Consider the following 16,466-nt stretch of genomic DNA (forward strand, 5'->3'; position numbering starts at 1 on the left):
GCAGTGCCATCTATAGAAGGGACGAAACAAATGATAAAAAAATTACTCGCGAATGTTGGCAGCTATAAGAAGGACAGCTTGCTGACCCCTGTGTATGTAGCAGGAGAGGTTGCCTTAGATGTCATTATGCCCCTGATCATGGCCATGATGATCGACCAAGGGATCGAAAAAGGAGACGCCGGTGTGATTCTAAGAGATGGCGGCTTGCTTTTTTTATGTTCCTTGATCGCATTACTTTTAGGAACGCTTGGCGGACGAACGGCAGCGATCGCTTCGGCTGGTTTTGCCCGCAACCTGCGGCACAATCTGTTTCGCCGAATCCAAGATTTTTCCTTTTCAAACATTGACCGCTTTTCTTCCTCCAGTTTGATCACCCGCTTGACCACTGACGTGACCAACGTCCAAAATGCTTACCAAATGATTATTCGTATTCTGGTCCGTAGTCCGTTAGTTCTGATTTTTTCACTTGCAATGGTTAGCACCATCAGTCCAGAACTTATGACGATCTATCTGGTTGTTTTACCGATCTTAGCGATTGGCCTGGCTTTAGTTATACGTTTTGCCCACCCGCTGTTTCTAAAAGTATTCCGCATTTATGACCGCCTGAATAATGTGGTGCAAGAAAATTTACAAGGGGTTCGCGTCGTGAAATCGTATGTTCGGGAAGAACAGCAAGAAGAACTGTTTGGCGAAGTGTCCACCGATGTTTATCGGAATTTCACGCTTGCGCAACGAATCGTCTCTTTCAACATGCCATTGATGCAATTTTCTGTCTATACGTGTATGCTGCTCCTGTCATGGTTTGGTGCTCAGCTGATCGTGGAACAAAGCAGCCTGACCACTGGGGAGTTAGTCAGCATGTTCAACTACACGATGCAGATTTTGATGAGCTTGATGATGATGTCGATGGCTTTCGTGCAGATTTTGATTGCACGAACGTCGGCAGAACGGGTCGTAGAAGTATTAGATGAAGAAAGTGACTTGAAAAATCCCGCCGATCCAGTCAAAGAGATCAAAGACGGCTCCATCGTTTTTGAGAATGTCGGCTTTAGTTACGCCAATGACAAAAACAAGCTGGCGCTGACGGATGCAAATCTGCGTATCGAATCCGGGGAAGTCATTGGAGTCATTGGCGGGACCGGGAGCGGAAAATCCACCCTCGTCCAGCTGATCCCGCGCTTATATGATGTGATTGAAGGGCGTGTCATCGTCGGCGGTCATGATGTTCGCGACTATGATTTAGAAGCATTGCGGGACCAAGTAAGTATGGTCTTGCAAAACAATGTCCTTTTCAGCGGCACCATCAACGACAATTTACGTTGGGGCAATGAAGAAGCGTCGGATGAAGAGATCCAGCGCGTGGCAACGATCGCACAAGCCGATCCCTTCATTCAAGAATTTCCTGATAAACATGAAACGCAGATCTCACAAGGAGGAAACAATGTTTCTGGTGGACAAAAACAACGGTTGACGATTGCTCGTGCCTTGTTGAAGAAACCGAAAATCTTGATCCTCGATGATTCTACCAGTGCCGTCGATACCAAAACCGACCGCAGTATTCGTGAAGGCTTGAAACGAGAAATCCCGGGAACGACGACGATCATTATTTCCCAACGGATCAATTCGATCGAAGATGCAGATCGGATCATCGTAATGGATGATGGCAAAATCAACGGCATCGGTACCCATGAAGAATTATTGGCAAACAATGCCATCTATCAAGAAGTGTACCATTCGCAGCAGAAAGGATTTGGTGAAGGTGAAGAATAGACAAGCAGCAAATCCCAAGCGCACATTGAAACGCTTATTGCGGACGATGTTTGGCGACTACAAAGGACAACTTCTATTCGTCGTTGTTATGATCTTATTAAGTGCCTTTGCCAACGTTCGCGGTTCGTTGTTTTTACAAGTCGTGATCGACGATCATATCACACCGCTTTTAGGGCAAGCCAATCCTGATTTTGGCGGTTTGTTTCGGGCGATCGTTCAAATGGCGATCATCTACCTGATTGGGATCTTGGCCGCACTGATCTATAACTTTATGATGGTCAAGATCAGTGAGGGGACGCAGAAAAAAATCCGTGACCAAATGTTTACGCATATGCAGTCTCTACCCATCGGTTACTTTGATGCCCGCTCAGATGGCGACATCATGAGTCACTTTACCAACGATACGGATACGTTGCGCCAAATGATCTCCCAAAGTATTCCAAACTTGATGATGGCGGCGGTAACCTTTTGTTCTGTCTTTATCGCCATGTTCTCCATCAGTGTCCCATTGACTTTGTTCGTGATGCTGTCGATTATTTTGATGCTGAATGTGATCCGCATCATTTCTCGCCGCAGCGGCCGCTTCTTTGGCGCACAGCAACGAGATTTAGGCGCTGTCAACGGGTATATCGAAGAAATGATGCACGGGCAAAAAGTCGTCAAGATCTTCAATCATGAAAAAATCGTCATGGAAGAATTTGATGCCTTAAATGACCAACTACAAGAAAGTGCCACTAAAGCCAATGTCAATGCCAATACCTTGATGCCGATCATGATGAACTTACTGAATGTCCAATATGTCTTGATCGCCATCATTGGGGGCCTGTTTGCCATCAATGGTGTTTCTGGCCTAACGGTCGGGATGATCGCTTCTTTCTTGCAGCTGAGCCGTTCATTAAATGGTCCTATCAGCCAGGTATCACAACAAATCAACTTTGTGATCATGGCGTTAGCTGGTGCCGAGCGGATCTTCCATCTATTAGATGAAACGCCAGAAATCGATCATGGCTACGTCACACTGGTCAATGCCAAATGGTCGCAAGGTCAGCTAGTTGAAACCAAAGAACGAACAGGCACGTGGGCGTGGAAACATCCCCACGAGGATGGAACCATTACTTATACGGAAGTGACGGGAGACGTGCGATTTGAAGATGTTGATTTCGGCTATGTCGACAATCAACTGGTCTTACATGATATCAATCTGTATGCAGAGCCTGGGCAAAAAGTTGCTTTTGTCGGTGCCACAGGTGCTGGTAAGACAACGATCACCAATTTGATCAATCGGTTCTACAACATACAAGACGGGAAGATTCGTTATGATGGCATCAATATTGAAAAAATCCATCTTGAATCCCTGCGCCGCTCCTTAGGGATCGTGTTGCAAGACACCCATTTGTTTACTGGAACGATTCGCGAGAATATTCGCTTCGGAAAACTGGATGCTAGTGATGAAGAAGTGCTGGCAGCTGCGAAATTAGCCAATGCCGACATGTTTATCAACCACTTGCCAGAAAAATACGACACCGTGATCACGGGCGATGGCGAAGGGCTTTCCCAAGGGCAACGTCAGCTGTTGGCAATTGCGCGGGCAGCGATCGCTGATCCGCCAGTGATGATCTTAGACGAAGCCACCTCAAGCATCGATACCCGTACAGAGCGGATCGTCCAATCAGGGATGGACCGTTTGATGTCTGGACGGACCGTGTTTGTGATTGCCCATCGATTGTCTACGATCCAAAACTCCGATGCCATCATGGTGATGGATCATGGCCGTATCATTGAGCGGGGGACTCATGAAACGCTATTGGCGGAAAAAGGCACCTATTATCAGCTCTATACTGGAAAAATCGAATTGGATTGATCCTGCCATGGCTACGGCTTGAAGCTGCAGCGACTGGCGATCTACCTATTTTTCCCTTGTTTGCAACGACCGATTGGCAGTAAGCCAGTCGGTTTTTTTGCGCAGCTCGAAAAAATGATATACTGTCACTGAGACAGCCGCACAACGGCGGCAGCACGTCAGCAGTTGTGCTGCGAAAAATGGATTCCATGAGGTGAAAACATGAAACTAGCATTGGCAAAGATCGTTTTAGATGATGAGTGGTATGAAGTGGTCCAATCGGAAAAAGGGCTAGTTTATTTTGGTCGGCAGCAGGATCATCATGAATTACTCAAGTTCTTTCCATGGGCTGAAATCAGTGATACAGCTGACCTTGATCCAGTAATTGAAGCGCAGCTGCAAGCTTATTTTGCAGGGGAACCAGTGACATTTACTTTTGCGTTTGATTTTGTCGGGACACCATTTCAACAAACCGTTTGGCAAGCACTGACCCAAATTCCTTATGGACAAACCACTACGTATAGTGACTTGGCGCTGCGCATTCAACGACCGACTGCTGTCCGCGCTGTCGCAAATGCAGTGGGGCGTAACCCGATGATGATCGTGGTTCCTTGTCATCGGGTGTTAGGAAAAAACGGGCGCTTGACGGGGTACCGGGGCGGGTTAGCAACCAAACGCCGACTACTGCAACTGGAAGGGATTCCGTTTAAAGAGTAAGGGAAGCAAACTATTTATAGTAAAAAATACTAAAAAGCAATTTCATTTCCTTTTTTCTCTGGTATAATAAAATTGATTCCGGTTACAAGAAGGGGTGGAGGAAATGAACATCGTTGATTTGCAAAATGGTTCTGATATTCGAGGAATTGCGATCGCAACAGAAAAAGAGCAGGTGACACTGACAGAGCAAGCGGTTCGGCAAGTTGCTTCGGGCTTGCGCAACTGGTTGGCAACAAAGGGCAGCGGTCCTTTTCGCGTGGCAGTCGGTCGTGACAGTCGCTTGAGTGGCGAAGCACTGCAAGAAGTGTTGATGGCACAGCTGCAGCAAGAAGGCGTGGCAGTGATCGATTGCGGCTTGGCAACGACACCTGCCATGTTTATGAGTACACAGTTTGCGGATTTCGACTGTGATGCTGGTGTGATGCTGACAGCGAGTCATTTGCCTTATTACTTTAATGGAATAAAAATTTTCAGCCGCCAAGGCGGTGCCGAAAAAACGGATATCCACTATATTTTGACTCACACTACCGTTCATGAGGCAGCGGAAAAAGGAAGCTATCAGCAAAAAGACTTGCTGACGCCTTATGCCCAAGATCTACTGCAAAAAATTCGCCAAGGGATGGGAACCAATGAGGAAAAACCTTTGGCTGGATTAAAGATCATTGTTGATGCAGGCAATGGCGCCGGCGGCTTTTTTGCTGAAAAGGTATTGCTGCCGCTGGGAGCAGATACGAATGGCTCGCAATTTTTAGAACCGGATGGGCATTTTCCCAATCATATCCCGAATCCAGACAATAAAGAGGCAATGGCAAGTATTCGCGAAGCCGTCTTGCGGGAACAAGCTGATTTAGGCATTATTTTCGATACCGATGTCGACCGCTCGGCCGTCGTGACCAAAAGCGGTGAGCCCTTGAACCGCAACAATATGATCGCTGTATTAAGCAAGATCATCTTAGCGGAACACCCTGGCACGCGTATCGTCACCAATTCGCCAACCTCTAATCATTTAAAAACCTTTATCGAAGCACTGGGAGGCCAGCAAGTACGCTATATTTCTGGCTACCGCAATGTGATCAACAAAGCGATCGAATTGAATGAAGCAGGACTGGACACACAGTTAGCCATCGAAACCAGCGGGCATGCCGCGTTTAAAGAAAATTTCTTTTTAGATGACGGGGCGTACGTGATCGCCAAGCTCTTGATGATGCTGCCACAATTGCAACAGCAAGGCACGACACTGGATGAGCTGATCGCGGCGTTGCAACAACCCGACGAGACCCAAGAATTGCGCTTTGCGATCCAACAAGCCGACTATCAAGACTATGGTCGCCAAGTGATCGCGGATTTAGCCGATCATTTGGTTCCAGGCTGGCAGATCGATCCAGAAAATGAGGAAGGCATTCGCATCAACTTGACAGCGCCCTATGGCCAAGGCTGGTTCTTGCTGCGAATGAGCCTGCACGAACCACTGCTGGTGCTGCAGATCGAAAATGATGAAGCGGGTCATCTACCGGCAGTCGTTCAAGCGATCGGTCGCTTCCTATCGCAGTATGAAGCCATCGATCAAAGCAAACTGACACAGTTTTTAGCACAGCAACCAAAAATTTGAAGAAAAGCAGGGAACTAAAATGGTGATCTTGATGCTGCTGATCATGGCAGTGACGTATGGTGTGAATTTTTTCTTGTTTCGTTACTTGAACAAACGACCAAAAATCGATGTCGTTGAACGGTTATCGATGTTATTAGGTGTCAACATGAGTGTGCTTTTTTTCGATGGAATCTTATTGTTTATCGGTAAATTACTGATCGAGACGGTAGAGATCATCGAATAACCCAATAGACATTTTTGCTTTGCCTCGCCACTGGCTTCTACCGTCAGTGGCGAGGTTTTTTAGGGTTTGCTAAAAACGGCGATTAATGTTCGCATTCGTTTTTGATATTTGATAAAGTAAAGAGGAGAAAATTACACAAAGTGAGGGAATTCACGGATATGGCAAAAATAATGGTAGTAGAAGATGAAGCGGTGATTCGCCAACTGATTATCGAAGAACTAGAAAAATGGCAGTTTGAGACCTTTGGCACGACGGATTTCCATCAAGTGTTGACTGACTTTGAAGAACAAGAGCCCCAACTGATTTTACTGGATATCAACTTGCCGGTTTTTGATGGCTACTATTGGTGTCAAAAAATCCGCGAAGCTTCCAAAGTACCAATCATTTTTATTTCTAGCCGCAATACCAATATGGATATGATCATGGCCATGAATATGGGAGCGGACGATTTTGTGACAAAACCTTTTGAGATCGACGTTCTGATTGCAAAAATCAATGCGCTGCTGCGCCGTTCCTACAACTATGTAGAAAGTAGCAGTGAAACATTAGTGTATAACGGTTTGACCCTCAATATCGACAACAGCAGCATGTATATCAATGGCGAAAGCATCGATCTTAGCAAAAACGAATACCGCCTGCTGTATATTTTGATGAAAAATCACGGCAAGATTTTAAGTCGGGAAAAACTCTTGCGGGCCTTATGGGATGACGAGCGATTTGTAGACGACAATACCTTGACGGTCAATATCAATCGTTTGCGACGAAAAATCGAACAAGCGGGGATGAACGGCTACATTGAGACCAAGGTTGGTCAAGGGTATATCGTACCATGACAAAGTGGCGAGTTTTGCGCAGTTTTTTGAAAGATCGTTGGCTGCTGTTTATCGGTTGGCTAGTCTTTTTCGTGTTGACGGTCTTAGTTTTTTGGCTGACTCCTCATTCCCCGATGGATTGGGGCACAGTCGGCTATCTCTTTTTGATGCAAAGTGTCTTGATGGTGTTCTTTTTAGCAGTCAGCTACTTATCTAAGCGGCGTTTTTGGCAAAAAATCACCCCCAAGCCTGGAGACAGCTTGCTGCAAAACTACTTGCAAGGAGCACGCTCGGCGGAAGAAGAACGGATCGAATCCTACATCAATCAGTTGATCCGAGAGCACCAAGAATTGATGCAGCAAGTCGTCAGCAATCAAGAAGAACAAAAGGAATACATCGATTCGTGGGTCCATGAGATCAAAGTCCCTTTAGCTGCATCACGATTGCTTTTGCATTCGATCGAATTTGATATTCCCGATGAAAAATTCATCTTACTAGAAAATGAATTGAACCGCATGAACGAATACGTCGAGCAAGTCTTATACGTCGCCCGCTTAGACAGCTTTTCAAAAGATTATCTGGTCCAAGAAATTTCATTGAAAGCCGTCATCCAGCCAGTTTTACGCAGTCAGGCCAATTATTTTATCCAAAAGAACCTGCACTATGCCGTTGAAGGCGAGGATCAGCAAGTGTTGACCGATGAAAAATGGCTCGGCTTTATCTTTCGACAGCTGGTCAGCAATGCCGTGAAGTACACACCACAAAATGGGAAGCTGACGATTCGGATCGAAAAAGATGCCCAAGGGACCTATCTCCACTTGCAAGATAGTGGGATCGGCATTCCTAAAGAAGACATGCGGCGCATCTTTGATAAAGGCTTTACGGGCGAAAATGGGCGCCAAACGGACACCCACTCGACGGGATTGGGGCTCTTTTTAGCGAAAAGTTTAGCGAAGGAATTAGGCATCGAGCTAACGGCTTCGTCGACAGTTGGAAAAGGAACCACCATGACGCTGTTCTTTCCGTTGTTGAGTTATTATGAGGAAAAACGCTAATCTGCTTTTTTTCGAGTATCTTTTTGTGTTTTTTGACAAAAATCACTTGTCCCTAGAACGTTTTCACTGATACACTAAAGCCTGTGTTTAAAATTGAATGGTAAGGATGAATGAAATGGAGATACTCGTTGCATTAGTACCAATGTTTGCGTGGGGCAGCATTGGTTTAGTAAGTGCCAAACTTGGCGGGGATGCGAACCAGCAAACGCTAGGAATGACGATTGGTGCCTTTTTCTTTTCGCTGGTCGTATTTTTTGTGACGATGCCAGTGATTGATGGAAAGGTGATTTTGATCGGTCTTTTGTCTGGTCTTTTTTGGTCCGTCGGTCAAAACGGTCAATTCCATGGTATGAAATATTTAGGTGTGTCTGTTGGACTGCCGCTTTCAACCGGCATGCAGCTGATTTTAAATACAGTCGCAGGTGCATTGTTTTTTGCAGAATGGACACAGACCCGCGATTATGCACTAGGTGTTAGCGCATTGATCTTGTTGGTGATCGGGGCGTATCTGACCGCTCGTCAAGATGGCGAAAGTCCGGTAGAAGCTGGCAGCAAGATGCTTGATTTTCCTAAAGGATTTCGGGCATTGATCTCATCAACGATCGGTTACGGCGCCTATACGATTTTGATTACTTGGGCAGGATTGGACCCCTTGGCGATCATTTTGCCACAAAGTGTCGGGATGCTGATCGGTGCCAGCCTATTTGCTTTAAGGAAGACGAAGGTCGACCGTTTTGTAGGGAAAAATACTTTGTCAGGGTTGTTATGGGGCATCGGAAATGTCTGCATGCTGATCACGGTTCAGCAAGTCGGACTCGCGGTGGGCTTCTCATTGTCGCAGATGGGGATCATCATTTCAACGCTAGGCGGGATTTTTATTCTCGGCGAAAAGAAAACCAAGAAAGAACTGCGTTATGTGGTGATTGGTTGTCTGCTGGTGATTATCGGTGGTGTTTTGCTGGGGTATATGAAAGCAACATAACTTATATTTTTGAGGAGGAGTTATGGATTTATTTCGAAAAAAAGTCATACAACGGGAAAGTGTGACGAATTTAAAAAAAGAGTTGAAGTTAAAAGATTTGATTATGTTGGGGATCGGCGCCATTATCGGCACAGGTATCTTTGTTGTTACAGGGACTGCTTCTGCTGAGTATGCCGGACCGGCATTGATTCTTTCCTTTGTTGTAGCTGGTATCGTTGTTGTGTTATCAGGGCTTTCTTTTGCGGAATTTGCTTCTCGGATCCCTGTTTTAGGGGGCGCCTATTCGTATCTGTATGTCGTTTTTGGTGAATTTACCGCGTGGCTGGCAGGCTGGTTTTTGATTTGCGAGTTCTTATTGGCCGTTTCTTCGGTGGCATCTGGCTGGTCAGGCTATGTGCAAGGCTTCTTGGCCAGTGCGGATATCCATTTACCAACCGCTTTGACGGGCGGTTATGATCCAAGCAAGGGGACCTACATTGATCTGATTGCTGGTTTAGTCATTATTTTTGTAACCTTATGGGTCAGCCAAGAAGCGAAAAAAGCGTTGCGTTTGAATAATGCCATGGTATGGGTGAAATTCGGCGTGATCCTCTTGTTTATCGTCTTTGGTGCCTTTTTCGTGGAACCAGACAACTGGCAGCCCTTTATGCCCTTTGGTTTTTCAGGCGTCTTTAATGGTGCAGCGTTAGTCTTCTTTGCTTTTCTTGGCTTTGATGCCGTCGCAATGGCGGCGGAAGAAGTTGAAGATGCAAAGAAAAATGTCCCTCGGGGGATCATTGGGTCCATTGCTATCGCAACAGTCCTTTATATCATTGTCACACTGATCATGACGGGAATCGTGCCGTTTGCTGAATTAGGAGTCAATGATCCGGTGGCTTTTGCGATGCGTTATGTCGGTCATGGAGTGGTCGGATCAATCATTTCCGTAGGGGCGATCTTGACCTTATTAACAGTGACGATCGCTATGATGTACTCTTTGGCGCGTCTGTTATATGCCATCAGTAAAGATGGGTTATTGCCAAAAGCCATGCAAGCCATCGATCCTAAGCATAAAACACCAAAGAAAGCGACCTACATCGCTGGTGTTTTTGCTTTCTTCTTTGCGGCAGCTTTCCCGTTGAATATCTTGGCAGAATTGACCAACATTGCGGCATTGTCTTATATGATCTTAATGTCCTTAGGGATCATCAAGCTGCGGAAGATGATGGGGCCACCTGCTAAAGGTGAATTTAAAGTACCCCTGGTACCGTTATTGCCTTTGTTGTCCGTTGCCAGCTGTCTCTTCTTGATGACCCGTCTAAAAACGGCGACCTGGATCGTTTTTGGGATCTCTTTAGTGATCGGAATCGCAATCTATTTTGTATATGGCTATCGTAACAGCGAATTAAATGAGAAAATCGACGAATAAGATAGCGAAAAGACAAAGATCCAGATGTGGTCTTTGTCTTTTTTTGTGTTAACTATAGCAAAGCCTCCCAAAGAAATCTTTTGGGAGGTATGTTCTTTTGTCATTCACATTCCGATGATTGCTTGAGTCGATCATTGAAACAACAGTCTTTTTTATCAAAAGTTCCCTACGATTCTGCTTTTTTTGAAAAAATTTGCAAATGACAGATTCACTAAAGGTTCATCCAGTATGCTTTTGTTAGAGAAAAAAAGAGAGGATGTTGGCAAGTGAATTATATGAAACGAGCATGGCTGAGTGTGACGAGAAAGCGAGGGAAATCTGCGATATTGTTTGCTGTGATTCTGATATTAGGAAATGTGATCGCTGGCGCAATTGCGGTCAATCAATCGACTCAAAATGTCGAAAAGCAGATCAAAAACCAATTAGGCTCACTGGCAACGATTGAGATCGATTATGAAGCGTTGATGGCAAATAGTGATAGCGGCGCAAGAATGGAGGAGATTCAGCCGCTGTCAGAGGAGCTGATCAAGCAGATCGGTGAACGCTCCGAGGTCAAGCAGTACGATTATTTACGAGAAACAGTGATTGCTGTTGAAAACTTCAAACCCTATAGTTTCAGCCCACAAGAGGAAGATGAGAATGTCATGATCGTTGGGGGCATGCCTTCTGCGGTCTATTTAACAGGAACCAATCTCCTACAGCCGTTAGATTTTGAAGAGGATACGGTGAATTTAACGCAAGGTCGCTTCTTTAACGAAGAGGAGCAGCGTACGGGAAAACGTGTCGGTTTGATTTCTGAAGAGCTTGCTCAGGAAAACGGCTTGACCGTGGGAGACACTATGGTCTTAGATGGACAGTTTGTCGATTATTCGTCAGGGATGGACCCTGAGAAGCAAAAAGGCAATGATTACCCAATCGAAATCGTCGGGATCTTTAAAAATACCAGCTTAGAACAAGCGAACGATCAAGGACAAGATGGCATGGTCAGCTCATTTGCATTTGATGATCGGCCCTTCAATCGTATCTATATGCCCAATGATGCTGTGAAAACGATTGTTGAAGAGGAACGTGCGGGCCAACAAGCGGCGTTTCCAGCGACAGATTTCGGTTCTGATGAGGAGTTCTTCACTCCACAATTCATTTTGAATCAACCAGAAGATGCAGAGCAATTCAAACAAGAGGTGACACCGCTCTTGCCAAATGGCTATAAGGTCAATGCCTCTACGGATGAGTACGATCGTGTGGGAACCAGCATGAATCGCTTATCACAAATTTCTTCATATGTCGTAGTGATTGCGGTGATTGCTTCCTTGATTATTATCTCCTTGATCATTGTGTTGTTTACCCGAGATCGGAAATATGAGTTAGGCATCTACCTTTCGTTAGGGGAACGACGGAAATACGTGTTTGCACAAATCGTGCTCGAACTCCTGTTGATTGGTGTCAGTGCAATGCTGATCTCCTTGGTCACAGGGAATATGCTGGGCAAGATGGTTTCTGAATCTTTGTTATCCAGCAGTATGCTAGAGGCAAACCAAGCAGGGATGGAGCAATTCTTTGTGGGCGTTGCGGGCGTACCGAAAATCGATCAAGCAACGATCAACGAAGCGTTTCGCGTTCAATACACCTTGCCTTATATCATTGCCTTTTTAGCGACCGGGATCGTGACGATCTTGCTTTCGGCAGTGGTGCCGCTATTATATATTCTGCGTTTGAATCCGAAAAAAATCATGCTGTAAGGAGCGAAGAACATGGCAATTTTAGAGACCAAAGAGATGACGTATTACTACCAAGATGGTGAGAATCGTCGGAAGATTTTAGATAAAACCAATATCTCCTTTGAAAAAGGTAAATTTTACACGATTTTAGGGAAATCAGGCTCTGGAAAGACCACCTTTCTTTCCTTGATCAGCGCATTGGATCAACCAACCGATGGGGAAGTATTTTTTGAAGGAAAAAATATCAAAACGATCGGCTATGAAGAGTATCGCCGCAACAAGATCAGTTTGATTTTTCAAAGTTACAACTTGATCCCATATTTGACGGCATTAGAAAATGTCCTTGTTTCGATGGCGATCTCAGACAACAAACTCCCCGATCAACACGATCAAATTGCGTATCGCTTGTTGGATTATATCGGAATCACTTCCACGAAAGCTGATCGTTTCGTCAATCAGCTCTCCGGTGGGGAACAACAGCGGATCGCCATCGCTCGTGCCTTAGCGACCAATGTTGATATCATTTTAGCCGATGAGCCGACGGGAAATTTGGATGAAGGCATGGAGCAAGAAATCGTGGATATTTTTAAAGATTTAGCTACTTTACACAACAAGTGCATCATCGTAGTGACGCATTCGACTGAAATTGCCAAGCAGTCGGATCAGACCTTTTATTTGAAAAACGGCGAGTTGACGGCCTATGAGTGATTTTTTATCGAAGTTTGAAGAAGAACCGAAAGAGCCAGACAAGGAATCAGCTACAGCTAAAGCACCTTCTTCCCGTGCTTCCCGCAAAGAAAAAGGTTCAGCTTCTTTAGAAGAGGGGATCGAACACGATCCCTCCTTCAAAAAGAAACGGCGGAAAAAACGACTGCTGGGGCTTGGTGCATTACTCGGACTACTTCTACTCAGCGGCTTTTTATTTTTCCAATTGGCGTACGTCCGACTGGATAACTTTGTGGACAAAGAGATCTCAGAAGTCAGGGAATGGGCGGCGGAACATGATCTTGCGATCGATGTGACGCCTGCCTATGATGAAGCCCCAGCCAATCAAGTGATCGCCCAAGAAGAAGCCGCCAGAAGTCGAGTCAGAAAAAGAAGCACCCTGCATCTAACGGTGAGCCAAGGCCCAGATCCAGAAGAGAAATTGGCATTGCCAGACTTTATGGAAATGACGAGGGACGAGGCAGCAGAGTGGATCGAAAAAAATCAAGCCAGCAATTTGACGATCGTCGATGAATACCACGATGAGATCGAGGAAAAAGCACCGATTCGAGTAGAATTTACCAATAAAGAAGTCTCGCAAGAAAACTATCATCGTCGAGATGTCGGACGAGTCTTTTATTCCAAAGGCGAAGAAACCTTTGAAAAAGATATTGAAGTACCAGACTTTCGTGATAAAACCCGTGCAGAGGTAGAAACATGGGGGAAAGCCCATGAGCTGGAGCTTGAAATCAAAGAACAGGCTTCGGATACTGTGGAAGAAGGCAAAGTCATTGAACAAAGCGTGGCACCAAAAGAAAAAATCGCGAAACGGGATGCGTTTCAAGTAACGATTTCTCTAGGGAAAGGGGTCACCGTACCAGACTTTTCAACGATTTTACCAGATGATGCCCAGGCCGCTGTTGAGGGTGTCACTGTGCGGATGCGGATGCAGTTTACTCAGAGTCTGCCTTACGGACAATTGATCTCGCAAAGTGAGACCGCCGGGACCGTTTTAACCAGCAAAGATGACCAAGGCATTGAAGTCGTCTATTCAGCAGGTCAACCGTATATCAAAGATTACCGTCGAAGCGAGCTCCTTGAAGGGGATCTGCAAAAACTTTTCTTTGATGAATTCCGTTCAAAAGGGGCGAACATCAGCTATCAAGTCCGTTATGTCAATTCAGCAGAACCCTACGGGACAATCGTGGGGATGAGCAAGTTCAATCAGTTTTTACCGTTAGAAGATACGATCACCTTCGATATCAGCTTAGGCAATCAGACAGCCCCAGCGGCTACTGATCCAGAATAGCCGAGCGGATTTATCGATGACCTGCAAAAAGGAGGAAACCCATGCGTCATCAAGAGAATTTTCAAGACCTTAGGAAAAAGCTGTTTGTCTTTTTGTTAAGCGGTATGGTAGCATTGTTGCTACACATGTGGATTCATCAATCCAGCGAACACGTGCGGATCGTTTCAACAGAACGGTTTATTGGAGAACAATTGGAATGATCCTACAGGAATGATTGTGCTTACCGAAAAGTGATTGAAAAAAGAAATGATGAGTGTAAAAGGGGGACTGACCGATGCGGATCTTATTCGTAGAAGATGAGCCATCGATCGCAGAAGCGGTTGCCAGCTTATTGAAAAAACAGCATTATTCCGTTGATTTGGCGTATGATGGCGAGACTGGGTTGGACTACGCAGCAAGTGGGGTGTATGACCTTCTCGTTTTGGATATCATGCTGCCAAAAATCGATGGGATCACATTACTAAAGACGTTACGCAAGCAAAATATTCGCACGCCGATCATTATGTTGACGGCCAAAAGCGAAGTCGATGACAAAGTACTCGGCTTGGATGCAGGGGCAGATGATTACTTGACGAAACCCTTTCAAATGAAAGAGCTGCTGGCACGGATTCGTTCATTAAGTAGAAGAAAAGACTTGGATTATCAAGAAGACCAGTTAGCATTTGGTAACGTGGTCTTGGCGCGTAATGAGCTGCAGTTGGCTACGACGACCAATCAAGTGGTGCTGTCACCCAAAGAAATGAAACTGATGGAGCTATTTTTATCCAGACCTAAAGTGATTTTATCAAAAGAAACCATCATCAATAAGATTTGGGGCTTTGATCCCGATGTGGAAGAAAACCGCGTTGAGATCTATGTGTCGTTGCTGCGGAAAAAACTGACGCTGCTTGAAGCGGATATCGGCATTCGCACGATCCGCAATGCGGGGTATATTTTGCAGAGCAAGGAGCCGCCATGTTAAAAAAATTACGGAATAAAATGCTGTGGTTTAATATGGCGTTGATCTCAATCATTGTCTTAGGTGCCTTTACCTTTATCTATATTTTGAATGCCACCCAAATTGAAAACGAGATCCAATCATTGATTTCGCAAGAAGCCAACACCTTAGCTGCGGTACCATTGGATGAGGAGGAGGCCCGGCAATCACTGACAGACCCAGAGTATCCAATGATATTGACCATCACGAATAGTACCAGTGAGTTCAGAGAGATCGCTCTAGTCGACGTGGATCAAATGGATGTCGTGATTCAAAGTATTGATGAGGGTGTCGATGAGAGTGATCTTTATGAAGCCTTGGTCGATGCCGCAACGAAACAAGAGGAGATTCCCAATGAAGTGAAGGTAAATGACCGAGACTGGCGGTATGCGCTCTTTTTGGTGACTTCCATTAGTCATTATTCGATCAATCATGATTCGACGGGGGAATATTCCACCAGCATCAATAATTACGAGCCATTTCATCAAGTGCTGTTCTTTGATGTCACCGACTACAAAACTAGTCTAAGCAACTTAAGAACCACGCTTTTGCTCATCGGGGTCTTAGCCTTAGTCAGTATTTATATCGCTAGCTTTTATGTCGCCAATCGGACATTGCGACCAGTTGAGCTAGCTTGGCGCAAACAAAAAGAGTTTGTTTCTAACGCTTCCCATGAGTTGAAAACACCACTGGCGATCATTCAAGTCAATGCTGAGGTATTAGCTGGCAGTCCAGAAGAAACCTTGGAAAGCCAAATGAAATGGCTGGAAAACATCCAGTTAGGTTCCGAACGGATGGATGAGCTAGTAAATAGCTTATTGATGCTGACCAAATTCGAAAGTGCCGAGCAAGAAGTCGTGCGTTCGGTGATTGATGCCAGTCAAGTCGTGCAAAGTGTTTATCAAAGCATGGAGGCCATTGCACTGGAAAAAGGGATCCACTATCAGGAACAGATCGCTAAACAGGTGCGCCTTGAAAGCAATGAGCAAGCCTTACGGCAATTGACCATGATTTTGGTAGACAATGCCTTGAAATATACACCTACTGGAGAAACCGTCACAGTGGCACTCGTTGAACGCCAACGAAAAACGGTGCTGCAAGTGTCCAACAGTGGTTGTCCGATCCCAGAAGAAAAAATTCCCTATGTCTTTGATCGCTTCTACCGCGGGGATCCTTCTCGCAACCATCAAGACGGTGGCTATGGGTTAGGTTTAGCCATCGCCAAAGCCATCACAGAAATGCTGCAGGCACAAATCAGTTTGACGGTGGATCAAGACGGCGTCAATCACTTTGAAGTTTCATTTCATTGAGATTGGATCGCTGCTTTCACTTAAATAAAATT

Annotated in this window: 15 protein-coding genes; all 15 read left to right on the forward strand. The window is 45.4% G+C overall.

Going from position 1 to position 16,466, the window contains the following annotated elements; all coding sequences use genetic code 11:
* Nucleotides 1-30: 30 nt before the first annotated feature.
* Nucleotides 31-1,770: an ABC transporter ATP-binding protein gene (locus tag IGJ05_RS15185; RefSeq protein ID WP_225001269.1), complete on the forward strand. Its 1,740-nt coding sequence runs from the start codon at nucleotides 31-33 to the stop codon at nucleotides 1,768-1,770.
* On the forward strand, nucleotides 1,709-3,631 hold the full coding sequence (locus IGJ05_RS15190) for an ABC transporter ATP-binding protein (protein WP_306569617.1): 1,923 nt from the start codon (nucleotides 1,709-1,711) through the stop codon (nucleotides 3,629-3,631). Before IGJ05_RS15185 ends, IGJ05_RS15190 begins: the two co-directional genes overlap by 62 nt.
* Nucleotides 3,632-3,832: 201 nt before the next feature.
* Nucleotides 3,833-4,327 carry a methylated-DNA--[protein]-cysteine S-methyltransferase gene (locus IGJ05_RS15195; RefSeq protein WP_225001270.1) on the forward strand — a complete coding sequence of 165 codons (495 nt, stop codon included), beginning with the start codon at nucleotides 3,833-3,835 and terminating at the stop codon, nucleotides 4,325-4,327.
* A 103-nt stretch (nucleotides 4,328-4,430) separates the two neighbouring features.
* Nucleotides 4,431-5,936 (forward strand): phosphomannomutase/phosphoglucomutase, encoded by a 1,506-nt coding sequence (locus IGJ05_RS15200; RefSeq protein ID WP_081116934.1) that lies wholly within the window; start codon nucleotides 4,431-4,433, stop codon nucleotides 5,934-5,936.
* A 19-nt stretch (nucleotides 5,937-5,955) separates the two neighbouring features.
* A complete protein-coding gene (locus IGJ05_RS15205; protein WP_005227790.1) occupies nucleotides 5,956-6,159 on the forward strand; it encodes a hypothetical protein in 204 nt (67 codons plus the stop codon).
* Between the two features lie 158 nt (nucleotides 6,160-6,317).
* Entirely contained in the window at nucleotides 6,318-6,992 is a 675-nt protein-coding gene (sapR, locus tag IGJ05_RS15210; RefSeq protein ID WP_225001271.1) for a two-component system response regulator SapR, read from the forward strand.
* Nucleotides 6,989-8,026, forward strand: coding sequence for a two-component system sensor histidine kinase SapS (gene sapS / locus IGJ05_RS15215; protein ID WP_225001272.1), 1,038 nt, complete (start codon nucleotides 6,989-6,991; stop codon nucleotides 8,024-8,026). The genes sapR and sapS overlap by 4 nt, the downstream gene beginning before the upstream one ends.
* Before the next feature lie 115 nt (nucleotides 8,027-8,141).
* The gene (locus IGJ05_RS15220) at nucleotides 8,142-9,008 is read left to right on the forward strand and encodes a GRP family sugar transporter (RefSeq protein WP_015510464.1); all 867 of its coding nucleotides are present in this window, start codon (nucleotides 8,142-8,144) and stop codon (nucleotides 9,006-9,008) included.
* Between the two features lie 22 nt (nucleotides 9,009-9,030).
* Nucleotides 9,031-10,416 carry an APC family permease gene (locus tag IGJ05_RS15225; RefSeq protein ID WP_213354811.1) on the forward strand — a complete coding sequence of 462 codons (1,386 nt, stop codon included), beginning with the start codon at nucleotides 9,031-9,033 and terminating at the stop codon, nucleotides 10,414-10,416.
* Between the two features lie 275 nt (nucleotides 10,417-10,691).
* Nucleotides 10,692-12,155, forward strand: a complete 1,464-nt coding sequence (locus tag IGJ05_RS15230; RefSeq protein WP_225001293.1) for an ABC transporter permease — start codon at nucleotides 10,692-10,694, stop codon at nucleotides 12,153-12,155.
* Nucleotides 12,156-12,167: 12 nt separating this feature from the next.
* Nucleotides 12,168-12,842 carry an ABC transporter ATP-binding protein gene (locus tag IGJ05_RS15235; protein ID WP_225001273.1) on the forward strand — a complete coding sequence of 225 codons (675 nt, stop codon included), beginning with the start codon at nucleotides 12,168-12,170 and terminating at the stop codon, nucleotides 12,840-12,842.
* Nucleotides 12,835-14,148: a PASTA domain-containing protein gene (locus IGJ05_RS15240; RefSeq protein WP_005227808.1), complete on the forward strand. Its 1,314-nt coding sequence runs from the start codon at nucleotides 12,835-12,837 to the stop codon at nucleotides 14,146-14,148. The genes IGJ05_RS15235 and IGJ05_RS15240 overlap by 8 nt, the downstream gene beginning before the upstream one ends.
* A 41-nt stretch (nucleotides 14,149-14,189) precedes the next feature.
* Nucleotides 14,190-14,348, forward strand: a complete 159-nt coding sequence (locus IGJ05_RS15245; protein ID WP_005233508.1) for a hypothetical protein — start codon at nucleotides 14,190-14,192, stop codon at nucleotides 14,346-14,348.
* 74 nt (nucleotides 14,349-14,422) lie between these two features.
* A complete protein-coding gene (locus IGJ05_RS15250) occupies nucleotides 14,423-15,109 on the forward strand; it encodes a response regulator transcription factor (protein ID WP_015510460.1) in 687 nt (228 codons plus the stop codon).
* Nucleotides 15,103-16,434 carry a sensor histidine kinase gene (locus IGJ05_RS15255; protein ID WP_266166506.1) on the forward strand — a complete coding sequence of 444 codons (1,332 nt, stop codon included), beginning with the start codon at nucleotides 15,103-15,105 and terminating at the stop codon, nucleotides 16,432-16,434. Before IGJ05_RS15250 ends, IGJ05_RS15255 begins: the two co-directional genes overlap by 7 nt.
* Nucleotides 16,435-16,466 lie beyond the last annotated feature (32 nt).

This window comes from Enterococcus sp. AZ167, from assembly GCF_051714025.1.
Taxonomy (GTDB): domain Bacteria; phylum Bacillota; class Bacilli; order Lactobacillales; family Enterococcaceae; genus Enterococcus_D; species Enterococcus_D casseliflavus.